This window comes from Halomonas sp. B23F22_10, from assembly GCF_043496975.1.
In the GTDB taxonomy this organism is placed as follows: Bacteria; Pseudomonadota; Gammaproteobacteria; order Pseudomonadales; family Halomonadaceae; genus Halomonas; species Halomonas smyrnensis.
In genome coordinates this window covers 14872-38872 of the sequence record NZ_JBIEKF010000007.1, presented here as the reverse complement: position 1 = coordinate 38872, position 24001 = coordinate 14872, and the positions used below count along the sequence as shown (strand labels likewise).

Annotated in this window: 19 protein-coding genes and 1 riboswitch; of the genes, 9 read left to right on the top strand and 10 right to left on the bottom strand. The window is 67.5% G+C overall.

Annotated elements, in window-relative coordinates; translation table 11 throughout:
* Positions 1–239 precede the first annotated feature (239 nt).
* Entirely contained in the window at positions 240–1235 is a 996-nt protein-coding gene (locus tag ACGTNF_RS14670) for a ParA family protein (protein WP_394602309.1), read from the top strand.
* Positions 1232–2098, top strand: a complete 867-nt coding sequence (locus tag ACGTNF_RS14665; protein ID WP_394602308.1) for an SIR2 family protein — start codon at positions 1232–1234, stop codon at positions 2096–2098. Before ACGTNF_RS14670 ends, ACGTNF_RS14665 begins: the two co-directional genes overlap by 4 nt.
* 134 nt (positions 2099–2232) lie before the next feature.
* Here ACGTNF_RS14665 and fba read toward each other — a convergent pair whose 3' ends face one another.
* The 6 genes from fba to ACGTNF_RS14635 form a co-directional block, all read right to left on the bottom strand.
* The gene (gene fba / locus ACGTNF_RS14660) at positions 2233–3297 is read right to left on the bottom strand and encodes a class II fructose-bisphosphate aldolase (protein WP_016856269.1); all 1065 of its coding nucleotides are present in this window, start codon (positions 3295–3297) and stop codon (positions 2233–2235) included.
* Positions 3298–3357: 60 nt separating this feature from the next.
* Entirely contained in the window at positions 3358–4521 is a 1164-nt protein-coding gene (locus ACGTNF_RS14655; RefSeq protein ID WP_394602307.1) for a phosphoglycerate kinase, read from the bottom strand.
* Between the two features lie 37 nt (positions 4522–4558).
* Positions 4559–5593 (bottom strand): type I glyceraldehyde-3-phosphate dehydrogenase, encoded by a 1035-nt coding sequence (locus ACGTNF_RS14650; protein WP_394602306.1) that lies wholly within the window; start codon positions 5591–5593, stop codon positions 4559–4561.
* A 152-nt stretch (positions 5594–5745) separates the two neighbouring features.
* On the bottom strand, positions 5746–6468 hold the full coding sequence (locus tag ACGTNF_RS14645; protein ID WP_394602305.1) for an LrgB family protein: 723 nt from the start codon (positions 6466–6468) through the stop codon (positions 5746–5748).
* Complete coding sequence (locus ACGTNF_RS14640; RefSeq protein WP_172977739.1) at positions 6465–6842, bottom strand: CidA/LrgA family protein; 378 nt, start codon at positions 6840–6842, stop codon at positions 6465–6467. The genes ACGTNF_RS14645 and ACGTNF_RS14640 overlap by 4 nt, the downstream gene beginning before the upstream one ends.
* A gap of 30 nt (positions 6843–6872) precedes the next feature.
* On the bottom strand, positions 6873–7832 hold the full coding sequence (locus ACGTNF_RS14635; protein WP_394602304.1) for a LysR family transcriptional regulator: 960 nt from the start codon (positions 7830–7832) through the stop codon (positions 6873–6875).
* 96 nt (positions 7833–7928) lie between these two features.
* Here ACGTNF_RS14635 and ACGTNF_RS14630 point away from each other — a divergent pair, with 96 nt between their 5' ends.
* Complete coding sequence (locus ACGTNF_RS14630) at positions 7929–9074, top strand: alkene reductase (protein WP_394602303.1); 1146 nt, start codon at positions 7929–7931, stop codon at positions 9072–9074.
* 179 nt (positions 9075–9253) lie between these two features.
* Positions 9254–10306 (top strand): class I fructose-bisphosphate aldolase, encoded by a 1053-nt coding sequence (locus ACGTNF_RS14625; protein ID WP_394602302.1) that lies wholly within the window; start codon positions 9254–9256, stop codon positions 10304–10306.
* Between the two features lie 87 nt (positions 10307–10393).
* On the opposite strand, the gene ACGTNF_RS14620 is transcribed toward ACGTNF_RS14625, so the two are convergent.
* Together ACGTNF_RS14620 and tkt are read right to left on the bottom strand one after the other, a co-directional pair.
* Positions 10394–10876 carry a 6,7-dimethyl-8-ribityllumazine synthase gene (locus ACGTNF_RS14620; RefSeq protein ID WP_394602301.1) on the bottom strand — a complete coding sequence of 161 codons (483 nt, stop codon included), beginning with the start codon at positions 10874–10876 and terminating at the stop codon, positions 10394–10396.
* Between the two features lie 102 nt (positions 10877–10978).
* Positions 10979–11161, bottom strand: a riboswitch (FMN riboswitch).
* Between the two features lie 136 nt (positions 11162–11297).
* Entirely contained in the window at positions 11298–13304 is a 2007-nt protein-coding gene (tkt, locus tag ACGTNF_RS14615) for a transketolase (protein WP_394602300.1), read from the bottom strand.
* 328 nt (positions 13305–13632) lie between these two features.
* On the opposite strand from tkt, the gene metK reads away from it, so the two are divergent.
* The 4 genes from metK to ACGTNF_RS14595 all read left to right on the top strand — a co-directional run bounded on the left by metK (position 13633) and on the right by ACGTNF_RS14595 (position 19223).
* Positions 13633–14853, top strand: a complete 1221-nt coding sequence (gene metK / locus ACGTNF_RS14610; protein WP_016856279.1) for a methionine adenosyltransferase — start codon at positions 13633–13635, stop codon at positions 14851–14853.
* A gap of 133 nt (positions 14854–14986) precedes the next feature.
* Positions 14987–16696 (top strand): NAD-dependent DNA ligase LigB, encoded by a 1710-nt coding sequence (ligB, locus tag ACGTNF_RS14605; RefSeq protein WP_394602299.1) that lies wholly within the window; start codon positions 14987–14989, stop codon positions 16694–16696.
* Positions 16697–16760: 64 nt separating this feature from the next.
* Positions 16761–18170 carry an adenosylhomocysteinase gene (gene ahcY / locus ACGTNF_RS14600; RefSeq protein ID WP_152477874.1) on the top strand — a complete coding sequence of 470 codons (1410 nt, stop codon included), beginning with the start codon at positions 16761–16763 and terminating at the stop codon, positions 18168–18170.
* A 231-nt stretch (positions 18171–18401) separates the two neighbouring features.
* Positions 18402–19223, top strand: coding sequence for a UDP-2,3-diacylglucosamine diphosphatase (locus ACGTNF_RS14595; protein ID WP_394602298.1), 822 nt, complete (start codon positions 18402–18404; stop codon positions 19221–19223).
* Between the two features lie 22 nt (positions 19224–19245).
* Here ACGTNF_RS14595 and ACGTNF_RS14590 read toward each other — a convergent pair whose 3' ends face one another.
* The gene (locus ACGTNF_RS14590) at positions 19246–20178 is read right to left on the bottom strand and encodes an AEC family transporter (protein ID WP_394602297.1); all 933 of its coding nucleotides are present in this window, start codon (positions 20176–20178) and stop codon (positions 19246–19248) included.
* Positions 20179–20424: 246 nt separating this feature from the next.
* Between ACGTNF_RS14590 and metF the strand changes: the two genes are divergently transcribed.
* Positions 20425–21267, top strand: a complete 843-nt coding sequence (gene metF, locus ACGTNF_RS14585) for a methylenetetrahydrofolate reductase [NAD(P)H] (protein WP_152477877.1) — start codon at positions 20425–20427, stop codon at positions 21265–21267.
* Positions 21268–21774: 507 nt separating this feature from the next.
* Here the strand turns inward: metF and ACGTNF_RS14580 are convergent.
* Positions 21775–23964 (bottom strand): TRAP transporter permease, encoded by a 2190-nt coding sequence (locus tag ACGTNF_RS14580; RefSeq protein WP_394602296.1) that lies wholly within the window; start codon positions 23962–23964, stop codon positions 21775–21777.
* Between the last annotated feature and the right edge of the window lie 37 nt (positions 23965–24001).

Sequence of the window (24001 nt, the reverse complement as noted above, 5' to 3'; positions counted from 1 at the left end):
TTAAGGCTCGGCACTTGTTTTCCAATAATAGTGCTAGTCACTACAGTTTTAGCCGAGCATATAGGTCGTTAAATGCTAGGCTTTACTAGCCTGCTCGGACCAAGGTTTACACTCTGACATGTTCTATTGTAAGGCTTTTTTTTACGTTTCGGCAATGATGGGAAGCTGAAAGCAGTGGGGGTTGTGTAGTTTTTTTGGAAAGTGTAGTTTTAGTGACGTTTATTGGTGGAGGTGGATGTATGAAAAGTGTCGGATTTTTTAATAACAAGGGCGGCGTTGGGAAGACAACCCTTATCTGTAACCTGGCTGCTTTTCTTTCTATAAAAAGAGACAAGAGGGTGCTCGTGATAGATTGTGACCCTCAGTGCAATGCGTCTGCATACTTGCTTCCTGATGATCAGCTTGAAGAAGAGCTTCTGCGTGATGGGCGGCGTAGTATCGACTCGATATTTGAGCCTGTGAGAAGAGGTCAAGGGTATTCTAGGAAGCTTCCAAGGATAACTAGAAGTGAGCGGTTTTCTGTAGATTTGATTGTTGGGGATCCCAAGCTTTCACTCAGAGAAGATCTGCTGGCGACAGATTGGGCTGATACTAGAAATGGCGAGCCCAGAGGGTTTCAGACGACTTTTACTATAAAGGATCTTGTGGGGAGATTTGAGGGTGAGTACGATTACGTGCTTGTGGATATGGGGCCTTCTCTAGGCGCTCTAAATCGTTCTATTTTGTTGGGGGTTGACTGTTTTGTAATGCCTCTTTCAGTAGACATCTTTAGTTTGATGGCTATTAAGAATGTTATTGGTTCGTTTGAGAGGTGGAAGTCTGATCTTGAGCAAGCAATTGGTAAGTACTACGAGGAAGAAGGCGAAGGATTTGAAGTAGGTGATGAAGAGGTCTCTTGGAGCTTGACCTTTTCTGGCTATGTTATGCAGCAATATACTGCAAAAAGAAAGCAGGGGGAGCGGCAGCCCGTCAAGGCGTTTGAGAGGATAAGAGACAAACAGCAAGAAGAAATGGTTTCTCTTTGTGAGTTTTTTGATGTTGATCCGTCGAGTGCCTCTTTGGGTGAGATACCTATTCTTCACAGTATTATCCCTTTGTCGCAGCAAGTGAAAGCGCCAGTTTTTGAGCTTGGTGCTAAAGATGGAATCGTTGGTTCGCACTACACTAAGGTTAATGATTCATTCTATATTTATGAAAAAATAGCGGATAACTTTGTTAGGCAGGTAGGCGCATGATTTCTTGGCCGGATGAATTGGTAGATGCCATTGCACGTAGGAGGTGCGTGGTGTTCTTTGGTTCAGGCGTCTCTCGTAATTCGGTGAATGGTGATGGCGAAAGGCCTTGTACATGGCAAGAGTTCTTAGAAAAAGCAGCTGAAACAGCTGGCTATTCGGAAGGAATCCGAAAATACTTGGATGTGTGTGACTATTTGACTGCTTGTGAAGTTTTAAAGAGGCGGCTCGGGGTTAATAGGTTTTCTCGGTTAGTGCTAAATGAATTTCAGCAAAAAGGGTTCTCTCCGGCGCCCATACATGAGCATATATACAATTTGGATTGCTCGGTAGTCGCTACTCCGAATTTCGATAATATTTACGAGCAGTATGCCAGCGGTGTTTCGTGTGGCACCGTGGTGGTAAAGGATCATACTAGCAATGACTTGGTCAATTATATTGGCGGCGGTGACTATAGGGTTGTTATTAAAACCCATGGTCAAGCAAGTAACCCTAATGACATTATATTTTCGAGATCTGACTATGCCAAGGCAAGAACAGAAAATAGATTTTTTTATGAGTTGCTGAAATCCTTGGCTCTTACTCACACTTTTCTTTTTGTTGGCTGTGGGTTGGATGACCCCGATATCAGGACTCTATTTGAAGATATTCAGTTTGCTCATGGGTATATGCCTCATCACTACATGACGATTCCAGATGAGGAGGCGGATAGTGATTTGTTGGATATCGCTAAAGAGTCTATGATGTTGGAGTTTTTGGTTTATGCCTCGGAAGGTGGTCATGTGGCCCTTACTAAGTCGCTGGAAGAGCTGGTTGAAACTGTGGTGGCAGTAAGGGAGGGTATTTCCGAAAATCAAAAATGGTGAAGAGGCTTGTGAGAATGAATCTTTTTGACGCTGGGTGTCGGTAGGTTTTGCAGGTTTTATTTTAGCCCTTTTATGCTTGTTTAAGGGTGGCTGTGAGGCCACCCTTAAAGCATTTTTCATCGGGACTTTTCTGCTTACTTGACGCGCGGGTCCAGTTCGCCGCGCTCGTAGCGCAGGAACATCTCTTCCAGGTTGATCGGCTTGATCTTGCTGGCCTGGCCGGCGGTGCCGAAGGCCTCGTAGCGGGCCTTGCAGACCTCCTTCATGGCCGCGGTGCTGACCTTGAGGAACTTGCGCGGGTCGAACTCGGCCGGGTTCTCGGCCAGGAAGCGACGCACCGCGCCGGTGGAGGCCAGGCGCAGGTCGGTGTCGATGTTGACCTTGCGCACGCCGTGCTTGATGCCCTCGACGATCTCCTCGACCGGCACGCCGTAGGTCTCGGGGATGGCGCCGCCGAACTCGTTGATCACCTCGAGCCATTCCTGCGGCACGGAGGAGGAGCCGTGCATCACCAGATGGGTCTCGGGGATGCGGGCATGGATCTCCTTGATGCGCTGGATGGAGAGGGTGTCGCCGGTGGGCGGCTGGGTGAACTTGTAGGCGCCGTGGCTGGTGCCGATGGCGATCGCCAGGGCGTCCACCTGGGTCGCCTTGACGAAGGCGGCGGCCTCTTCCGGATCGGTCAGCAGCTGGTCGTGATCGAGCTTGCCCTCGGCGCCGACGCCGTCTTCCTCGCCGGCCATGCCGGTTTCCAGGCTACCCAGGCAGCCCAGCTCGCCCTCGACGGAGACGCCGCAGGCGTGGGCCATCTCGACGGTGCGACGGGTGACGTCGACGTTGTAGTCGTAGCTGGTCGGGGTCTTGCCGTCGGTGCCGAGCGAGCCGTCCATCATCACCGAGGAGAAGCCCAGCTGGATGGAGCGCTGGCACACCGCGGGGCTGGTGCCGTGGTCCTGGTGCATGACCACCGGGATGTGCGGGAATTCCTCGACGGCGGCCAGGATCAGGTGGCGCAGGAAGGGCGCACCGGCGTACTTGCGGGCGCCGGCGGAGGCCTGGACGATCACCGGGGAATCGGTCTCGTCGGCGGCTTCCATGATGGCGCGCATCTGCTCGAGGTTGTTGACGTTGAAGGCCGGGATGCCGTAGCCGTGCTCGGCGGCGTGGTCCAGCATCTGGCGCATGCTGATCAGTGCCATGAAGTCACCCTTTGTTGTGTGAGGCGGCGCGCCGCGCCGCCTGCGTCCCAGTGTTCGTGATTATTCGGCGGCGGCTTCGAGGGCCGCGACCGCCGGCAGCACCTTGCCCTCGACGTACTCGAGGAAGGCGCCGCCGCCGGTGGAGATGTAGGAGACCCGCTCGGCGATGCCGTACTTGTCGATGGCCGCCAGGGTGTCGCCGCCGCCGGCGATGGAGAAGCCGTCGCTCTCGGCGATGGCGTAGGACAGCGCCTCGGTGCCATGGCCGAACTGGTCGATCTCGAACACGCCGACCGGGCCGTTCCACAGGATGGTGCCGGCGGCCTTGAGCTGCTCGCCGAGCCGGGCGGCGGTCTCCGGGCCGATGTCGAGGATCATCTCATCATCGCCCACCTGGTCGACCGGCTTGGTCACCGCGGAGGCATGCTCGGAGAACTCGGTGGCCACCACCACGTCGCTGGGCAGCGGGATCTCGACCTTGTCCATCAGCGCCTTGGCGGCCTCGACCAGGTCGGCCTCGTGCAGCGACTTGCCGACGTTGTAGCCGGCCGCGGCGATGAAGGTGTTGGCGATGCCGCCGCCGACGATGATGCGGTCGCACTTCTCGGACAGCGCGTTGAGCACCTCGAGCTTGGTGGAGACCTTGGAGCCGCCGACGATGGCGGTCATCGGGCGCTTCGGGGTGGCCAGGGCCTTCTCGAGTGCCTCGAGCTCCCGGGCCAGCAGCGGGCCGGCGCAGGCGGCGGGGGCGAAGCGCGCCACGCCGTGGGTCGAGGCCTGGGCGCGGTGGGCGGTGCCGAAGGCGTCCATCACGTAGACGTCGCACAGCGCGGCATAGGCCCGGGACAGGGCCTCGTCGTCCTTCTTCTCGCCCTTGTTGAAGCGCACGTTCTCCAGCAGCACGACCTCGCCGGCCTCGAAGGCGGGCGCCGTCTCCAGATAGTCCTCGACCAGGCGCACCGGGCGCCCGAGCAGGCCGGCCAGATGCTCGGCCACCGGCGCCAACGAGAATTCCTCGGCCGGCTCGCCCTCGGTGGGACGGCCCAGGTGGCTCATCAGCATCACCTTGCCGCCGGCCTCGAGCGCCGCCTGGATGGTCGGCAGGGCGGCCCGCAGGCGGGCGTCGCTGGTCACCTGGCCGTTCTTGACGGGCACGTTCAGGTCCTCGCGGATCAGCACTCGCTGGCCGTCGAGGTCGAGGTCGGTCATCTTGCGCACGTTCATGGAAGCAGATTCCTCGTCTGGGAAAGCCGAAGGGGTCTCAGGCATCGGAGGGTGGCACCGGGCCCAGTCGGGCGATGCGGCCGGCAACGTCGAGCATGCGATTGGCGAAGCCCCACTCGTTGTCGAACCAGCACAGCATCTTGATCAGGCGGCCGCCGGCCACCCGGGTCTGGGTGGCGTCCACGATACCGGAGCGCGGATCGTGGTTGAAGTCGACCGAGGCCATGGGCGTTTCGGTGTAGCCGAGCAGCCCGGCGAGCCGACGGGCGCTGGCCTCGCGCAGCAGGGCGTTGACCGTCTCGGCGTCGGTATCGGTGCGCACCGAGAGCGCCAGGTCCATGGCCGAGACGTTGATGGTCGGCACCCGCACGTGCAGGCACTCGAAGCGGTCGGCCAGATGCGGCATCAGGCGGTTGATGCCGCGCGAAAGGCCGGTGTCCACCGGCACGATGGAGTGCATCGCCGAGCGCGTCAGGCGCAGGTCGGTCTGGTGATAGGCGTCGATCACCGGCTGGTCGTTCATCGCCGAGTGAATGGTGGTGGTCACGCCGTGGTCGAGGCCCAGCGCCTCGTCGAGCACCGTCAGCACCGGCACCAGGCAGTTGGTGGTGCAGGAGGCGGCGGAGATCACCCGACATGCAGGCGTCAGGTCGGCGTCGTTGATGCCGCTGACGATGGTGGCGTCGACGTCGCTCTCGGCGGGCTGGGAAAACAGCAGGCGCGCGGCGCCGGCGGCCAGGTGGGCCTCGGCGATGTCGCGTTCCTTGAAGCTGCCGGAGCATTCCAGCACCAGGTCGATCTCGAGCTCGGCCCAGGGCAGGGCGGCCGGATCGGCCTCGGAGAGTACCCGGATCGGGTGGCCGTCGATCACCAGCTGCTCGCCGTCGACCTCCACGCTGCCGGGGAAGCGGCCGTGAGTGGTGTCGAAGCGGGTCAGATAGGCGATGGTGTCGAGCCCGGACAGCTCGTTGAGGGCCACGACCTCGAGCTCCGGCATGTCACGCTCGACGAGCGCGCGCAGCACGCACTGGCCGATGCGGCCGTAACCGTTGATGGCGATGCGTAGGGCCATGGCCTGTCCGAGGCTCCCGAGTCCGGTGGGCGAGAGGCGGCGATTCTAGCCTATTTCGCGATCGTCGTCGCCGGTCGGGGCGCCCGGGAGATGCGCACCAGCGCCGGCCTCGCGCGCGTATGCGACGAAAGTCGCCCACTGGCGAAGGGGGGCTAGAGGCCCAGCAGTCGCCAGGCCAGCGGCAGGCACAGGGCGGTGAGGATGCCGGTCAGGCTCATGCCCAGAGACGCGAAGGCGCCGGCGGCGGGGCTCAGCTCGAAGGCGCGCACGGTGCCGATGGCATGGCCGTTGACCCCCAGGGCGAAGCCGAGGATGCGGTGGTCGCGAATGCCCAGCGCCGGGGCCAGCAGACTGACCGCCAGGGTCGCCATCACCCCGGTGAGCAGCAGCCCGCCCATCAGCAGTGGCACCGAGCCGCCGAGCCCCTCGACGATGCCGAGCGCGATCGGCGCGGTCACCGACTTGGGCGCCAGCGAGGCCAGCACCTCGGGACTGGCACCTAGCGCCCAGGCCAGCGCCAGCGAATAGCACGAGGCCAGGGCCGCCGCCGGGGGCAGGCTCAGCGCCAGCGGCTTCCACAGCGCGCGGATGTGAGGCAGCTGCTGGTAGAGGGGCACCCCGAGCGCCACCGTGGCCGGTCCGAGCAGCAGCATCAGCCAGTCGGCGCCGCGCCGGTAGTCGGCGACGTCGATGGACAGCCCCCACAGCGTGGCGGCGACCAGCAGCGCGGCCAGCAGCACCGCCGGGCACCAGCTGGGGCGTCCCAGGCGCTCGACGGCCCACAGGGCGGCGAGATAGGCGGCTAGCGTCAGGGCGATGGCCGACAGTGGAGTGGCCAGCAGTGCCTCGCGCACCGCCATCAGGGCGTCGCTCATGAGCGGGACCCCGGCGTCGCGTCCGTCTCGGGCTCGGCGGGCATGCAGCGGCGCATCAGCAGCAGGGTGGTCAGCACGCTGGCCAAGGTGCCGACCACCAGCGACACCGCGACGGCCAGCCACTGGCCGGCGAAGTCGTCGGCGACGAAGAACACCCCCACCACGCCGGGCATGATCAGCATCGCCAGCAGGCCGATCAGCGGCTGGCCGGCGGCGGCGATGTCATCGAACCGGCCGATGCGCAACATCAGCAGGGCGGTCATCAGCAGCATGCCCACCACCCCGGCCGAGACCGGCAGGTCGAGCAGCACGACCAGCGTCTCGCCGGCCAGCCATACCCCCGTGAGCCACAGGAACCCGCGCAGCACTGCGATCACCTCGTTCTCCCTGACTGATGTTCTTCCTCAGGCGTCATCATGCCAGAGCGGCGGGGGGAAATCCGCCGAACGTTCGCCGGAGGCCTGTGTGTCGGCATCGGGCGACGGGCGGCTCAACAGCTCGATCATCCAGCGGTGGATGGCGCTGTTCTGGGTGCGCGGATGCCAGGCCACCGCCGCTTCGAAGGTCGGCGTGGCGAAGTCGACCTCGAGCGGCGCCACCTTGGGATTGGGCAGCAGCCTGGCCGGATAGAAGGCGATCAGGTCAGTGGTGTAGAGGACGTCCGGCGCCGCCTTGAAGCTCGGCACCGATATCACGATGTGGCGCTCGAGCCCCTGGCGGGCGAACCACTGATCGTGGGAGCCCTTGAGGTCCGCCCGCGAGGGCGAGATCACCAGCTGCGGCAGCGACGCGATCTCGGCGATGTCGAGGGTCCGCCCGTGCAGTGGCGAGCAGGGGCTGGCCACGCAGATGTGGCGATCCTCGAACAGCGTGAGATAGGGCAGGCCGGGGGGCAGGAAGTCCGGGAACGACAGCGCCAGGTCCAGCTCGCCGGTCATCAGCTGGCGCTCGACCTGGTCGGCGCGGACGTTCTTCACGATCAGTCTCAGCGAGGGCGCCTGGTGCCGCACCCGGCGCAGGAAGTCGGGCAGGATCGCCTGGCTGGCGTAGTCGGTGGCGCTGATCGTCACCACGCCCTCGTAGGTCGCCGGGGTGAAGTCGGCGGGCGTCAGCAGGGCATCGATGTCGCGCAGGATCCGGCTGACCTTCTCGCCCAGCTCGAGGGCCAGCGGCGTGGCGGTCATGGCGTTGCCCTGGCGCAGGAACAGCCGGTCGTCGAACAGCGCTCGCAGCTTGCGCAGCTGTTCGCTGATGGCCTGCTGGGTCAGCCCCATGTCGGCGGCGACCCGGGACAGGTTGCGCTCGCGCAGTAGCGCCTCGAGCACCCGCATCTGCTTCACGTCGAGCCGGTTGATACCATTCATGTTGGTAGCCTTTACAAGAAACACTTGTTTCTAATGGTATCCGTGCGTCCCTAAGCTCCCAACCCGAATCGAGTCGCCAGACGCCAGGAGGTTGGAATGAGTACGCAGCACGCACCACTGTTCGAGACGGTCCGCCTGGGCCCCTTTACCCTGCCGAACCGCATCGTGATGCCGCCGCTGACGCGCTCGCGCAGCAGCCAGCCCGGCAACGTGCCGAACGACTGGATGGCGCGCTACTACGCCCAGCGTGCCGGTGCCGGCTTCATGATCACCGAGGGCACCCAGATCGAAGCCCGGGGCCAGGGCTACGCCTGGACGCCGGGCATTCACTCGCAGGCACAGATCGAGGGCTGGAAGGCGGTGACCGACGCCGTGCACGCCGAGGGCGGCGTGATCTTCTGCCAGCTGTGGCACGTCGGGCGGGTGTCGCATTGCTCGCTGCAGCCGGGAGGCGAGGCCCCGATCGCGCCCTCGGCGATCCGCGCCGAAGCGGTCAAGGTGTTCGTCGAGACCGGGCCGGGCGAGGGCGAGCTGACCGAGCCGAGCGAGCCCCGGGCGCTCACCACGGCGGAGGTGGAGGAGCTCGTCGAGCTCTACGCCCAGGCGGCGCGCAACGCCATGGCGGCCGGCTTCGACGGCGTCGAGCTGCACTGCGCCAACGGCTATCTGGTGAACCAGTTCATCTCCGAGCATACCAATGTCCGCACCGACCGCTACGGCGGCAGCCTGGCCAATCGCCTGCGCTTCCTGGAAGAGATCGTCGCGGCGGTGGCCGGCGTGGTCGGCGCCGAGCGCCTGGGTGTGCGCTTCTCGCCGCTGTTCGAGAGCACCGACGAGGATCGCGTCTATCTGGGGCTGGTCGAGGGCGATCCGCAGGCCACCTATATCGCGGCCATCGAGCGGCTGGAGCAGGCCGGCGTGGCCTACGTCTCCATTGCCGAGGCGGACTGGGACAGGGCCCCGGATCTGCCGGACGCCTTCTACCGCGAGGCGCGTACCGCCTTTTCCGGGCGTCTGCTCTATGCCGGCCGCTACACGCCGGAGAAGGCGACATGGATGCGGGAGCAGGGTCATGGCGACCTGTTCGCCTTCGGCCGGCCCTTCATCGCCAATCCCGACCTGCCGGCACGCTTGCGCCGGGGATGGCCGCTGAACGAGGTCGATCCGGCCACCATGTATGGCGGCACGGACGTCGGCTACATCGACTATCCGGCCTACGGGGCATCGCCGATGGCGTCGTGAGACCCGTCGCCGTCTCGCGCCAGGCGCTGGCGGGAGGCGACGACAAGTCGGGTTCGGGGTCGCCGAGACGGCGGCCCTTTCGTGTCGTGGACGGGCTGTCGCCGCGCGTCGCTTGCTCTAGGCTAGGGAGGGACTCGCGAACTCCCCCGACAACCAGCCATCAAGGAGCGAAAGCGGCGATGACCAACATAGCCCAACATCTCGGCGACGAGGCGGACAGCCTGCTGACCCACCAGTGCCGTGGCATTCCGGCCGCGTCGATCCACGCACCGGGCCCGGACTTCATCGATCGGGTCATGGCCCACAGCGACCGCCGGCCCCACGTGCTGCGCAACATGCAGGCCCTGTTCGACCAGGGGCGGCTCGGCGGCACCGGTTACCTGAGCATCCTGCCGGTGGACCAGGGCATCGAGCACTCCGCCGGTGCCTCCTTCGCCCCCAACCCGCTCTACTTCGACCCGGCCAACATCGTCGAGCTGGCCATCGAAGGCGGCTGCAACGCCGTGGCCTCGACCCTGGGCGGGCTGTCCTCGGTGGCGCGCCAGTACGCGCACAAGATCCCGATGCTGCTCAAGCTCAACCACAACGAGACGCTGACCTATCCGGCGGTCTACGACCAGACGCTGTTTGCCCAGGTCGAGCAGGCCTTCGAGATGGGCTGTGCGGCGGTGGGGGCGACCATCTACTTCGGTTCGCCCGAGAGCCGCCGCCAGATCGGCGAGATCAGCCAGGCCTTCGAGCGCGCCCACGAGCTGGGCATGGTCACGGTGCTGTGGGCCTACCTGCGCAACCCGGCCTTCAAGCACGAGGGCCAGGACTACCACACCGCCGCCGACCTCACCGGCCAGGCCATCCACCTGGCGGCGACCCTCAAGGCCGACATCGTCAAGCAGAAGATGGCCGAGACCAACGCCGGCTATCGCGACATCGGCTTCGGCCACACCCACGCCAAGGTCTACGATGAGCTGACCTCCGAGCATCCCATCGACCTGGCCCGCTACCAGGTGGCCAGCAGCTACATGGGCCGCGCCGGGCTGATCAACTCCGGCGGCGCCGCGGGCGGCGAGAGCGACCTGGCCCAGGCGGTGCGTACCGCGGTGATCAACAAGCGCGCCGGGGGCATGGGCCTGATCTCCGGCCGCAAGGCGTTCCAGAAGTCGATGGACGAGGGCGTCGAGCTGCTCCACGCCATCCAGGACGTCTACCTGGACGACACCGTCACCCTGGCCTGATCCGGCAGAGGGCGAAACGCAAGAAGGCACGGCGCAAGCCGTGCCTTCTTGCGTTGCCGCCCCGTCGGGGCGGGCGTTAGAAATGCCTCAGGCGTCGATCAGCTTGCGCGCCTCGCGCAGGTTGGCGAGCGTCATGGCGCAGGAGTCGGCGGCCTCGCGGCCCTTGGTCACGAAGTGTTCGTGGTAGAAGGCCGTGTGGGTGGCATGCTCGTGGAAGTGGTGCGGGGTGAGCACCACCGAGAGCACCGGGACCTCGGTGTCCAGCTGGACGCGCATCATGCCATCGATCACCGCGTGGGCGACGAAGTCGTGGCGGTAGATGCCGCCATCGACCACGAAGCCGGCGCCGACGATGGCGTCGTAGCGGCCGCTTTTCGCCAGCAGCTTGGCCTGCAGCGGGATCTCGTAGGCGCCGGCGACGCGGACGACGTCGATGCGGTCGGCCTCGATGCCGTGCTGCTCGGCGAGGGTGGCGGTGAAGGCCTCGCGGGCCTGGCCGACGATGTCGCTGTGCCAGCTGGCCTGGATGAAGGCGATGCGGGGGGCGTGTTCGAACTTCGACTGATTCATGGTCTTCCTCGAAAAAGTTACCAGAATCAGGGCATGCGGAACCGTCGACGGATAAACGAGGCGTGCGGCATCGGCCGCGCGCCCGCGCCTTCCCGGCTGGGGTGCCGTTCTCTTCCATCCGGACTATGACCGTCGGCTTCGGGATCTCACCGAATCTGCTGACCCCGGGGCCGTGATGGCCGGGCCGGGCGCTCGCGGGCTCGTGTCGCTGGCAGGCTCGTATCGAACGAGGCGCGCGGGACCATCACCGCCGGTGGGGACTTTCACCCCGCCCTGAGAACAGTGGCCATGGACAATGACAGAGGCGCCATGGCCGAGGCCTCATCATAGGGGCTCGCTCGGGGCGGGCCAAGGCATCGGCGGCACAAAAAAAGGGTGCGGCCGCGGCCGCACCCTCCCGATGTCGCAGACGGTGTCGCGATCAGTCGTCGTCGGCATCGTCCAGCAGCTGCTCGGCCTCGCCCACCACGTTGTCCACGGTGAAGCCAAAGTGCTTGAATAGGTCGCCGGCCGGGGCGGACTCGCCGAAGCTGTCCATGCCCACGATGCGGCCCTCGAGGCCTACGTACTTGTACCAGTAGTCGCGGTGACCGGCCTCGACGGCGATGCGGTTGCCCACTTCCGCCGGCAGCACGGCCTGGCGGTAGGCGGCATCCTGGGCGTCGAACACGTCGGTGGACGGCATCGATACCACGCGCACCGCGCGGCCCTGCTCGGCGAGCACGGCCGCGGCGTCCATGGCCAGGCCGACCTCGGAGCCGGTGGCGATCAGGATCAGCTCCGGCGTGCCTTCGCAGTCCTTCAGCACGTAGCCGCCGCGCTGGATGTCGGCCAGCTGCTGGGCGTCGCGCTGCTGGTGCGGCAGCCCCTGGCGGGACAGCACCAGCGCGGTCGGGCCGGCCTGGCGCTTGATGGCCGCGTTCCAGGCCGCGGCGGTCTCCACGGCGTCGCAGGGGCGCCAGGTGGAGAGGTTCGGCGTGGTGCGCAGGCTGGTCAGCTGCTCGACCGGCTGGTGGGTCGGGCCGTCCTCGCCCAGGCCGATGGAGTCGTGGGTAAAGACATAGGCCGCGCGCTGGCCCATCAGCGCCGCCATGCGCACGGCGTTGCGCATGTACTCCATGAAGATCAGGAAGGTGGCGCCGTAGGGCACGAAGCCGCCGTGCAGGGCCAGGCCGTTCATGATCGCGCCCATGCCGAACTCGCGCACGCCGTAGTGCAGGTAGTTGCCGCCCGGCACCTCGGCGGAGATCGCCTCGGCGCCCTTCCAGAAGGTCAGGTTGGACGGCGCCAGGTCGGCGCTGCCGCCGAGCAGTTCGGGCAGCTGCGGGCCGAGCTCGTTGAGGCAGGCCAGCGAGGCCTTGCGGCTGGCAACGGAGTCGCCCTTTTCCTGGGCCTGCTGGATCATCACCTCGCTGGTCAGCTCGGCGGGCAGCTCGCCCTTCTGGCGGCGCAGGAACTCGCGGGCCAGCTCGGGATGGGCCTCGGCGTAGCGCTCGAAGCGCGCCTGCCACTCGGCCTGGCGGCTGGCGCCGGCCTCGTGGGCGTCCCAGCCCTGGTAGATGTCTTCCGGCACATGGAAGGGCGCGTGGGACCAGCCCAGCTGCTGACGGGCGGCGGCGACCTCGTCCTCGCCCAAAGCGGCGCCGTGGCACTCTTCCTTGCCCTGCTTGTTGGGCGCGCCGAAGCCGATGATGGTCTTGCAGATGATCAGGCTCGGCTTGTCGTCGTGCTGGCGGGCCAGCTCGATGGCGGCCTTGACCTCCTCGGGCTTGTGGCCGTCGACGGCGGGCACCACGTGCCAGCCGTAGGCCTCGAAGCGCTTGGCGGTGTCGTCGGTGAACCAGCCCTCGACCTCGCCGTCGATGGAGATGCCGTTGTCGTCGTAGAAGGCGATCAGCTTGCCCAGCCGCTGGGTGCCGGCCAGCGAGCCGACCTCGTGGGAGACGCCTTCCATCAGGCAGCCGTCACCCAGGAAGCAGTAGGTGTAGTGGTCGACGATCTCGTGGCCCGGGCGGTTGAACTGGGCCGCCAGGGTGCGCTCGGCGAGCGCCATGCCCACGGCGTTGGCCAGGCCCTGGCCCAGCGGGCCGGTGGTGGTCTCGATGCCCGGCGCGTAGCCGTATTCCGGGTGACCGGCGGTCTTGGCGTGCAGCTGGCGGAAGTTCTGCAGCTGTTCCAGGCCGAGTTCGTAGCCGGAGAGGTGCAGCAGGGAATAGAGCAGCATGGAGCCGTGGCCGTTGGACAGCACGAAGCGGTCGCGGTCCGGCCAGTGCGGGTCGGCCGGGTTGTGCTGGAGGTAGTCGTTCCACAGCACCTCGGCGATGTCGGCCATGCCCATGGGGGCGCCGGGGTGGCCGGAATTGGCCTTCTGGACGGCGTCCATGGACAGGGCGCGAATGGCATTGGCCAGTTCGAAACGGGACGGCATGGGGGTCAGCTCCTCGCCTGCGGCAGATAAGTAGCAATGACGCAGCCCGGTCGGGGGTGGCCGGGCATGGATCTCGGCTGGAATGTGCCGCGAAATGGGGCGGCACGCACGAATCAGGGCGGACATTGTCGCCGAATGGGCCGCGGCCTTCAAATCGCCGCGTCGGCGGGCGCGCCAGGCGGCCTCGGCGTCCGAGCGGCGCTAGGAAGCCCCGCGGCGAGCGTGTAAAATCCGCTGCCAGCCGGTCCGCCCGGGCCTCGGCGCCATGCCACCGCCCGAGCCTTGGGGCCAGATGCCTTCCTCCCATTTCCTGAGGGCCGAGGACGCCATGAGCGAATACTCCCTGTTTACCTCCGAATCCGTCTCCGAGGGGCACCCGGACAAGATCGCCGATCAGATCTCCGACGCGGTGCTCGACGCCATCATCGCCCGCGACCGCAACGCCCGCGTGGCCTGCGAGACCATGGTCAAGACCGGCGTGGCCATCGTCGCCGGCGAGATCACCACCTCGGCCTGGGTCGACCTGGAGGACCTGGTGCGCCGGGTGATCCTCGACATCGGCTACACCTCCTCCGACGTCGGCTTCGACGGCGAGACCTGCGGCGTGCTCAACCTGATCGGCAAGCAGAGCGTCGATATTGCCCAGGGCGTCGATCGCAGCAAGCCCGAGGATCAGGGCGCCGGTGACCAGGGCCTGATGTTCGGCTACGCCAGCGACGAGACCGACTCCTACATGCCGGCGCCGATCCACTACTCGCACCGCCTGGTGGAGCGCCAGGCCGAGCTGCGCCGCAACGGCATGCTGCCGTGGCTGCGCCCGGACGCCAAGAGCCAGCTGACCTTCCGCTACGACGAGCACGGCAAGCCCTGTGCCGTCGACGCCGTGGTGCTCTCCACCCAGCACGACCCGGAGATCGACCAGGAAGACCTGCGCAAGATGGTCAAGCGCGAGATCATCGAGCAGGTGATCCCGGCCGAGTGGCTGACCGAGACCACCGAGTACCACATCAACCCGACCGGCAAGTTCGTGATCGGCGGCCCGGTGGGCGACTGCGGCCTGACCGGGCGCAAGATCATCGTCGACACCTACGGTGGCATGGCCCGCCACGGCGGCGGCGCCTTCTCGGGCAAGGACCCGTCCAAGGTCGACCGCAGCGCCGCCTACGCCGGCCGCTACGTGGCCAAGAACATCGTCGCCGCCGGCCTCGCCGAGCGCTGCGAGATCCAGGTCTCCTACGCCATCGGCGTGGCCGAGCCGACCTCGGTGTCGGTCAACACCTTCGGCACCGGCCGCATCAGCGACGAGCGCATCATCGAGCTGGTCCGCGAGCACTTCGACCTGCGGCCCAACGCCATCACCACGATGCTCGACCTGCTGCACCCGATGTATCGCCTGACCGCGGCCTACGGTCACTTCGGCCGCGAGCCGTTCGAGACCTCCTATACCTGGACCGACACCCAGGGCGAGGAGCACACCGAGACCTTCACCGCCTTCCCCTGGGAGAAGACGGACCGCGCCCAGGCGCTGCGCGACGCCGCCGGCCTGTAAGCGCTCGGCGACCGCCGCAGGCGTCGCCGATCTCGTGCGTCGCCGATCTCGTACGAAAGAAGAGGGCCCCGTCCGGCATCGCCGGGCGGGGCCTTTGCATAGGCTCGGGGCAGGCCCCTCCGACGGTGTCGCCATGTCTCGCCATCTCGCCCTGCTGGTCTGGCTGTTCGCCGCGCCGCTCGCGGCCGATGACTGCCCGAGCTGGCCGGCTCCTCGCGCCGAGCGCGAGTTCGCCGCCCTGCACGAACGCCTGAGCGACTGGAACGCCGCCTATCGCCGCGACGGTAGCTCGCCGGTCTCCGATGCCGTCTATGACCAGGCGCGCGCGCGCCTCGAGGCCTGGCGCCGCTGCTTTCCCGAACGGGCATTTGATGCGCCGCCCTCGAGCGGCCCGGCCGGTGACGTTCTCCATCCCATCGCCCAGACCGGGCTCGCCAAGCTCGATGGCGAAGACGCCGTGCGCGCCTGGCTGGCGCGGCGCGGCGACGCCTGGCTGCAGCCCAAGGTGGACGGCGTGGCGGTGACGCTGCTCTACGAGCAGGGGCGGCTCACGCGAGCCATCAGCCGCGGCGACGGCGAACGCGGCCAGGACTGGACGCAAACCATGCGCCGGCTGCCCGCGGTGCCCGAGCGACTGACGGGCGCGCCGCCCGAGCGCGTGGTGCTGCAGGGCGAGCTCTATCGTCGCCTCGACGGCCACGTCCAGGCCGAGGCGGGAAGCGCGGGGGCACGCAGCGCGGTGGCGGGCTGGCTGGCCCGGGAGCGGCTCGATGCGGCCACGGCCCGGGAGATCGGCCTGTTCGTCTGGGCCTGGCCCGACGGGCCGGCGGCCATGGACGATCGCCTCGAGGGCCTCGCCGCCATGGGCTTCCCCGACACCCGGCGCTGGAGCCGCCCCGTGGCGGCGTTCGAGGAGGCGTCGCGCCTGCGCGAACGCTGGTATCGCGGCCCGCTGCCCTTCGCCACCGACGGCGTGGTGCTCAAGCAGGGGCGGCGGCCGGACGGCGAGCGCTGGCGGGCCGAGCCGCCGGACTGGGCCGCGGCCTGGAAGCATCCGCCCCGGGAGGCGCTGGCCGAGGTGCGTGGCGTCGAGTTCCGCGTCGGCCGCACCGGGCGCATCACGCCGCTGCTGCACCTGGTGCCGGTGACCCTCGACGGGCGCCGCCTGAGCCGGGTCTCGGCGGGCTCGCTCGAACGCTGGCAGGCGCTCGATATCCGCCCCGGCGACCGCGTGATCGTGGCCCTGGCCGGGCTGACGATCCCGCGGCTGGACGGCGTGGCCTGGCGGGCGGTGGAGCGGCCCGAGCTCTCGCCGCCGTCCGCCGAGGACTATGGCCCGCTGACCTGCTGGCATCCGACGCCGGGCTGCGAGGGCCAGTTCCTCGAGCGGATGGCCTGGCTCTCCGGCGACTCGGCGCTGGCCATCCCGGGCCTCGGGCCGGGCACCTGGCGCGCCCTGGTCGAGGCCGGCCTGGTGCGGGGCCTGCTCGACTGGCTGGTGCTGTCGCCCGCCACCCTCGAGGGCGCCTCCGGCATCGGCGAGATCCGGGCCCGGCGGCTGGCCGAGCGCTTCGCCGCGGCCCGGTCGCGGCCGTTCGTCGCCTGGCTCGAGGCCCTGGGGCCGCCGCCCGGCTGGGATGCCGGTGCCGCGCCGGACTGGCCCGCCCTGGCGTCTCGACGCGTGGCGGACTGGCGGACGCTGCCCGGCCTGGGGCCGCTGCGGGCCGAGGCGCTCGCGGCCTTCTTTAGTCATTCGCAGGTGCGGGCGCTGGCCGCCCGGCTCGAGGCGGCCGGCATCGACGGCTTCGCGGGCGCCGCGAGTATCCTCCCCGCCCAGCGTTGATTGTCCGCCGCTCGGCGGGCTGCCTATAGTGAGGGTCACGCTTTTCGTCGAGAAGAGGTGAGCCATGAACCAGCCCGTCGTATCCGCCCCGCCGACCACGGACCACAAGGTGGCCGACCTCGAACTGGCCGACTGGGGCCGGCGCGAGATCCGCATCGCCGAGACCGAGATGCCGGCGCTGATGGCGATCCGCGACCAGTACCGCGAGCGCCAGCCCCTGGCCGGGGCGCGCATCGCCGGCTGCATCCACATGACCATCCAGACCGCGGTGCTGATCGAGACCCTGATCGACCTCGGCGCCACGGTGCGCTGGTCCTCCTGCAACATCTTCTCCACCCAGGACCACGCCGCCGCGGCCATCGCCGCCGCCGGCATCCCGGTGTTCGCCTGGAAGGGCGAGACGGAAGAGGAATTCTGGTGGTGCATCGAGCAGACCGTGGAGGGTCCCGACGGCTGGACGCCCAACCTGGTGCTCGACGACGGCGGCGATCTCACCGCGCTGCTGCACGACAAGCGCCCCGAGCTGCTCGACGCGGTCCACGGCATCAGCGAGGAGACCACCACCGGCGTGCACCGGCTGCTGGAGATGGCCCGGGACGGCTCGCTGCGGGTGCCGGCGATCAACGTCAACGACGCGGTGACCAAGTCCAAGAACGACAACAAGTACGGCTGCCGCCACTCGCTGAGCGATGCCATCAAGCGCGCCACCGATCATCTGCTGGCCGGCAAGCAGGCGCTGGTGGTGGGCTACGGCGACGTGGGCAAGGGCTCGGCGGCCTCGCTGCGCCAGGAAGGCATGATCGTGAAGGTCAGCGAGATCGACCCGCTGTGTGCCATGCAGGCCTGCATGGACGGCTTCGAGGTGGTCTCGCCCTACTCGGGTGGCGTCAACGAGGGCATGCCGAGCATCGATCGGGCGCTGCTGTCGCGCATCGACCTGGTGGTGACCGCCACCGGCAACATCGACGCCTGCGACGCGGCCATGCTCAAGACGCTCAAGCCCGGCGCGGTGGTGTGCAACATCGGCCACTTCGACAGCGAGATCGACACCGCCTACATGCGCCGCCAGTGGCACTGGGAGGAGGTCAAGCCGCAGGTGCACAAGGTCTACCGCGACAGCGATCCCGGCGAATACGACCCGGACAGCCGCGACTACCTGATCCTGCTCTCGGAGGGGCGGCTGGTGAACCTCGGCAACGCCACCGGACACCCGTCGCGGGTGATGGACGGCTCCTTCGCCAACCAGGTGCTGGCGCAGATCCACCTCTATGAGGGGCGCTTCGCCGAGCGCGACGAGGCCGAGCGGCGTGCGGCGCTCACCGTCTCGGTGCTGCCGCGCCACCTGGACGAGGAGGTCGCGCGCTACATGGTGGAAGGCTTCGGCGGCGTGGTCACCCGCCTGAGCGAGGCCCAGGCCGAGTACACCGGCGTCGCGCCCGAGGGCCCGTTCAAGCCCGACGGCTACCGCTACTAGGCCGGGCTTCGCCCGGAGCCGGAAGAACGCCGCGCTTCGCGGGCTCAAGCTGCAAGAGCGGCGCTTCGCGCCTGGAAGAGGGAAGAAAAACCGCCCCCCCATACGCTTGCCATGGGGGCGGTGCTCCTTACGCTGTCTTCCAGCTTCCAGCGACACGGGATCGTCACCTCGTCGCCCGGGGACTGTCATGCGCGGCGGGCATCCTGACCGGGCCACGTCAGGAGAATGCCCATGTCGACGCCCCCTCGCGCGCGAACCCTCTTCGTGTCCGACATCCATCTCGGCACCCGGGACTGCCAGGCCGAGCTGCTGGCCAGCCTGCTGCGCCGGGTGCGGCCGGAGCGGCTCTATCTGGTCGGCGACATCGTCGACCTGATCGCCATGCAGAAGCGGGCGGTGCTGCCGCCGGCCCAGCAGCGGCTGGTGGCCAGGCTGCTGCGGCTGGCCCGCGGCGGCTGCGAGATCATCTATATCCCCGGCAACCACGATGCCGCCCTGCGCCGGCTGTGCGGGCTGCGCGTCCATCGGGTGCAGATCGAGCGCCGGGCGATCCACGTCACCGCCGACGGCCGGCGGCTGTTGGTCAGCCACGGCGACGAGTTCGATACCCATGTGCGCATCGCGCCCTGGATGCTGGCGCTGGGCGATGGCATGCACCAGTTCGTGCTGGCGCTCAATCGCTGGTGCAACCGCGCCCGGGGGGTGCTGGGGCTGCCGTACTGGTCGCTGGCCAGCGCGCTGAAGCGCCGGGTCGGCGCGGCTCAGCGCTACGTCGCCCAGTTCGAGCAGGCCGCCCTGCACCAGGCGGCCCGGGAGGGGCTCGACGGCTACGTCGGCGGCCACATCCACAAGGCCGGCTTCCGCGCCCGGGACGGCGTGCTCTACTGCAACGACGGCGACTGGGTCGAGCACTGCACGGCGCTGCTCGAGACCCCGGACGGCGCCCTGCGGCTGATCGACTGGCGCGGCGAGCTGATCGAGCGCGAACCGCTCGTCGACGCCCCGGCCGTGCCCGAGGGCGCGGGCCTGGCCGGCGCCGCCCGGGTGCCGTGAGGCGCCGCTGGCCCGCGCGTGCTCAGCCGCTGACCAGCGGCAGCATCCCGCCCAGGTAGAGCGGAATCAGCAGCGGGGCGGCGAGGGTGGTGAGCAGCACCGCCAGCGCGCCCTTCTCCGGCGCCATGCCGAGCTCCATGGCGACCACCACCACGTTGGCGGCCATCGGCACCACGCCGATCAGCAGCAGGGCCGTGGCCAGATCGGGCGACAGGCCGGTCGTGGCCTGCAGGGCCATTACCGCGCCCAGCGCCAGCAGCGGCCAGAAGACGCAGCGCACCGCCACGCAGGCGCCGATGAAGCGCCAGTCGAACTGGCGTATCGAGACCCGCCCCAGCGTCATGCCGATGATCATCATGCCGAGCAGGGTGTAGGCGGGCGGGAAGACCTCGAGCCCCTCCATCACCGCGCCCGGCATTTCCAGGCCGGCGCCCTCCACCAGCAGCGCCGCCAGGAAGGCGTAGATCAGCGGCAGGCGCAGGATCTTGGCCAGGCTGTCGCGCACCGAAAAGCGGCCCCGGGCGCTGAGGTAGAAGCCCAGGGTGAACTCGTAGAGGGTCACGCCCAGCACCCCGAACAGGTACAGCGTCACCCCCTCCGGCGGCAGCAGCGCCAGCGCCACCGGCAGGCCGAAGTAGCCGGTGTTGCCGGTGCCGGCGGAGAAGGCCAGCACCGCGCCTTCCTCGCCGGGCAGGGCGCGCCGGGCCACCGCGCTGACCAGCAGCGCCACCAGGCAGGCGGTGGCGAACAGCGCGGCGGTGATCAGCAGGTAGGCCGGGGTCGGCCCGCCGAGGATCAGGCCGCGGAAGAAGGTCAGCGGGGCGATCAGGTAGATCAGCAGGGTGGCGATGGGGCGCGGGTCGACGGCCAGCCGCCGGGCCGCCAGCCAGCCCAGGCCGACGAAGGCCAGCAGCGTCCACAGCGGACCCATCAGGGTATCGGGATCGAGGCTCATGCGTCGTCGTCTTCCTTGTCGAACGAGGCCTCATGATGCCCGCTCGGGCCGGGCCTGTCAGGCGGCCGAGGGTGGGCATCTGGAGTTTCAGTCATGAAGATTCCGGAATCTTCATGAAAGAAATCGATACAGGACCGCCGAAACTTTCATTGGTCGGCGCGCCGACGGCTGGCCACAATAGGCGCATTCATCAGCCGCCCGTCGTCGACGCGGCTCCTTCACCGCTCCACCAAGAGGACTGGATCGATGAGCGCACAAGAGCACCCGCTGGGTATCAGCTTCGAATTCTTCCCGCCGAACACCGAGGCCGGGCGCGACAAGCTGATGCAGACCCGCGATGCCCTGGCCTCCCGTGGCCCGCGCTTCTTCTCCGTCACCTACGGTGCCGGCGGCTCGACCCAGCATCGCACCACCGAGACCGTGCGCATGGTGCGCGAGTCGGGCTTCACCACCGCGCCGCACCTGTCCTGCATCGGCAGCGAGAAGGCCGCGCTGCGCGACCTGCTGGCCCAGTATCGCGAGGAAGGCATCGACAGCCTGGTGGCCCTGCGCGGCGACCTGCCCTCCGGCATGGGCGGCATCGGCGAGCTGCGCTACGCCAACGAGCTGGTCGAGTTCATCCGCGAGGAGACCGGCGACCACTTCAACATCGCCGTGGCCGCCTACCCGGAGACCCATCCCCAGGCGCCGAATTTCGACCGCGACATGGAGAACTTCGCGCGCAAGATGAAGGCCGGGGCGAACCTCGCCATCACCCAGTACTTCTTTACCGCCGACGCCTACTTCCACTTCGTCGAGCGGGCCCGCGCCCTGGGCGTCGAGGCACCGATCGTGCCCGGCATCATGCCGATCACCAACTACACCAAGCTGGCGCGTTTCTCCGACGCCTGCGGCGCCGAGATCCCGCGCTGGATCCGCAAGCAGCTCGAGGCCTACGGCGACGACAGCGAATCCATCGCCGCCTTCGGCGAGGACGTGATCTCGCGGCTGAGCCAGCGCCTGCTCGACGGCGGCGCGCCGGGGCTGCACTTCTACACGCTGAATCAGGCCGAGCCCACGCTGCGGGTGGTGGACAACATCTGCGGCTGAGCCCAAGGGCAGCCCCGGCTGCACTTCCCTTTCTATCGCGGCCTGAACCAGGCCGAGCCCATGCTGCGGGTGGTGGACAACATCTGCGGCTGAGCCCAAGGGCAGCCCCGGCTGCACTTCCCTTTCTATCGCGGCCTGAACCAGGCCGAGCCCACGCTGCGGGTGGTGGACAACATCTGCGGCTGAGCCCAAGGGCAGCTCCGGCTGCACTTCCCTTTCTATCTCGGCCTGAACCAGGCCGAGCCCACGCTGCGGGTGGTGGACAACATCTGCGGCTGAGCGATGGCGCAGCGTGACGAATAAGAAGGGCCCTGTCAGCGATGGCGGGGCCCTTCGTTTTCCGGCTCGTGGGAGGCCGGCGCATCGGCGGCCCGTCTCCTGAACCAGGCTGTCTCCTGAGGGGCCGCGCGCCGTGTCGGCGAGGCGCCCCCGGTGACGCGATCAACGTCAAAGGGCCCGCCAATGGCGGGCCCTTTCTACCTCTAAGCGTCGGCGATGGAAGTCGCGTCAGCTCGACGCCGCCGTGCGCGGCGTGCCGCCGCCGTGGCGGCCGCGCTGCATCAGCAGCAGCGCCGCGCCGATGGCGAGCCCCGCCACGTCGGTGACGATGCCGCCGTAGATCATGCACAGCGCGCCGACCAGCATCACCAGCCGCTGCCACGGCTTCACCGGGCCGAAGAACCAGGACTGCACGGTGGCCGACAGCAGCACGATGCCGAGGGTGGCGGTCACGCCGACCCGCAGGATCTGCAGCCAGGAGCCTTCCATCAGCATCGCCGGGCTGTAGAAGAACATGAACGGCACGATGAAGGCGGCCAGGCCGATCTTGAACGAGGCCACCGAGGTGCCCATGGCGTTGTCCCCGGAGATGCCCGCCGCCGCGTAGGAGGCCAGCGCCACCGGCGGGGTGATCGCCGAGACCACCGCGAAGTAGAACACGAAGAAGTGTGCCACCAGCGGCTGGATGCCGATCTCGATCAGGCCCGGTGCGACCACCGAGGCGGCCACCGCGTAGGCGGCCGTGGTCGGCATGCCCATGCCCAGCAGGATCGAGATGCACATGGCGAAGAACAGCGCCAGGAGCTGACTGACGCCGGCCAGGCCCAGCAGCAGCGAGGAGAAGCGCGCGCCGACGCCGGTCAGGGCGATGACGCCGACGATCAGGCCGGCGCAGGCGCACACGGCGATGATCTGGATGGCCATGGTGCCGGCCAGCTGCAGCGCCTTGAGGATGGCGCGGGGGCCCATCTTGTAGGGCGAGATCCAGCTCACCACGGCGGCCGAGGCGGTGGCCAGGGTGCCGGCGCGGATCACCGAGTAGCCCATGAACAGCGCGGCGATCAGGATGATGATCGGCGCGAACAGGTAGACCTGCTTGACCAGCTTCGAGAACAGCGGGATCTCTTCCTTGCGCATGCCGCGCATGCCCTTGCGGGCGGCCTCGAAGTCGACCATGCAGTAGATCGACAGGAAGTAGAGGATGGCCGGGATCAGCGCCGCCACGGCGATATCGGTGTACGGGATGCCGGTGACCTCGGCCATGATGAAGGCGCCGGCGCCCATGATCGGCGGCATGATCTGCCCGCCGGTGGAGGCGGCGGCCTCGATGGCGCCGGCGCTGCGGCCGGGGTAGCCCACCTTCTTCATCAGCGGGATGGTCAGCGAGCCGGTGGAGACCACGTTGCCGGCGCTGGTGCCGTTGATCATGCCCATCAGGCCGGAGGCGAAGATCGAGACCTTGGCCGGGCCGCCGCGGGCGCGGCCGGCGGCGGCGAAGGCGAAGTTGACGAAGTAGTCGCCGACCTTCGAGGCCTGCAGGAAGGCGGCGAAGATGATGAACAGGATGATGTAGGTCGAGGAGACCGCGGTGGTCGGCCCGAGCACGCCGGCGTCGGTGTAGACCTGGCTGAAGAAACGGCCCACCGACAGGCCCGGATAGCCGAGGAAGCCGGGCAGGTAGGGGCCGGCGAACACGTAGATCAGGAAGATGGAGGCGATGATCACCAGCGCCAGGCCGGCCACGCGGCGGGTCAGCTCGAGGATCAGCGCCGCGCCGGCGATGGCCGCGTAGGAGATGCCCATGGGCGCGAAGGGCGTGCCGGTGGCGGCGCGCAGCGGGCTGTTGAACATCACCAGCAGGTAGCCGGCGCTGGCCACGGCGCAGACCATCAGCACCAGGTCGGCCGGTGACAGGCGGTGACGATACTGGCGGAAGCTCCACGACAGCACGATGGCGGCGGCGGTGGCCAGCATCAGCGGGTAGCCGTAGTGGAAGGCCTCGATCTCGGGGGCGATGCGCATGGCGCCGTCGTTCATCGCGCTGTGCATCATGAACACCTGATACAGCGCGTAGCCGGCGGGGATCAGCAGGGCATAGCTCAGCCAACCCAGCCAGGCGGGCGAGCGGGCATGGCCTTCATCGGCGAAGCGGGTGCCGGCGTAGAGGCCGTAGCCGAGGATCAGCGCGCCGCAGATGTGCACGATGCGGAACGACCAGGTCTCCATCGGGTACAGGTTCAGCGAGATCAGATGGAAGCTGGAGTAGGCGATGGCAATGGCGGCGAACAGCAGCCACTGCCAGCCGGTGTAGAGGCGGCGGTTGGATTCCACCGCGTCGTCGTCGACGCCCTCGGCGACGACGGGAGTGACCGCCTCGTCGTCACGTGCGTCGTGACGGGGATCGGGATGCTGGGACATGGGAGTCACCCTCGGGGAACAGGCGACCCCGCGCCGG

Excerpts from the sequence above, each read along its gene's own strand:
- ACGTNF_RS14630 (WP_394602303.1), top strand. The coding sequence starts at position 7,929 with ATGAGTACGCAGCACGCACCACTGTTCGAGACGGTCCGCCTGGGCCCC.
- ACGTNF_RS14620 (WP_394602301.1), bottom strand. The coding sequence starts at position 10,876 with ATGAATCAGTCGAAGTTCGAACACGCCCCCCGCATCGCCTTCATCCAG.
- ACGTNF_RS14655 (WP_394602307.1), bottom strand. The coding sequence starts at position 4,521 with ATGAACGTGCGCAAGATGACCGACCTCGACCTCGACGGCCAGCGAGTG.
- ligB (WP_394602299.1), top strand. The coding sequence starts at position 14,987 with ATGTCTCGCCATCTCGCCCTGCTGGTCTGGCTGTTCGCCGCGCCGCTC.
- metF (WP_152477877.1), top strand. The coding sequence starts at position 20,425 with ATGAGCGCACAAGAGCACCCGCTGGGTATCAGCTTCGAATTCTTCCCG.
- ACGTNF_RS14590 (WP_394602297.1), bottom strand. The coding sequence starts at position 20,178 with ATGAGCCTCGATCCCGATACCCTGATGGGTCCGCTGTGGACGCTGCTG.
- ACGTNF_RS14645 (WP_394602305.1), bottom strand. The coding sequence starts at position 6,468 with ATGAGCGACGCCCTGATGGCGGTGCGCGAGGCACTGCTGGCCACTCCA.
- metK (WP_016856279.1), top strand. The coding sequence starts at position 13,633 with ATGAGCGAATACTCCCTGTTTACCTCCGAATCCGTCTCCGAGGGGCAC.
- ACGTNF_RS14650 (WP_394602306.1), bottom strand. The coding sequence starts at position 5,593 with ATGGCCCTACGCATCGCCATCAACGGTTACGGCCGCATCGGCCAGTGC.
- ACGTNF_RS14580 (WP_394602296.1), bottom strand. The coding sequence starts at position 23,964 with ATGTCCCAGCATCCCGATCCCCGTCACGACGCACGTGACGACGAGGCG.
- ACGTNF_RS14635 (WP_394602304.1), bottom strand. The coding sequence starts at position 7,832 with ATGAATGGTATCAACCGGCTCGACGTGAAGCAGATGCGGGTGCTCGAG.
- ahcY (WP_152477874.1), top strand. The coding sequence starts at position 16,761 with ATGAACCAGCCCGTCGTATCCGCCCCGCCGACCACGGACCACAAGGTG.
- ACGTNF_RS14625 (WP_394602302.1), top strand. The coding sequence starts at position 9,254 with ATGACCAACATAGCCCAACATCTCGGCGACGAGGCGGACAGCCTGCTG.
- ACGTNF_RS14670 (WP_394602309.1), top strand. The coding sequence starts at position 240 with ATGAAAAGTGTCGGATTTTTTAATAACAAGGGCGGCGTTGGGAAGACA.
- fba (WP_016856269.1), bottom strand. The coding sequence starts at position 3,297 with ATGGCACTGATCAGCATGCGCCAGATGCTGGACCACGCCGCCGAGCAC.
- tkt (WP_394602300.1), bottom strand. The coding sequence starts at position 13,304 with ATGCCGTCCCGTTTCGAACTGGCCAATGCCATTCGCGCCCTGTCCATG.
- ACGTNF_RS14665 (WP_394602308.1), top strand. The coding sequence starts at position 1,232 with ATGATTTCTTGGCCGGATGAATTGGTAGATGCCATTGCACGTAGGAGG.
- ACGTNF_RS14595 (WP_394602298.1), top strand. The coding sequence starts at position 18,402 with ATGTCGACGCCCCCTCGCGCGCGAACCCTCTTCGTGTCCGACATCCAT.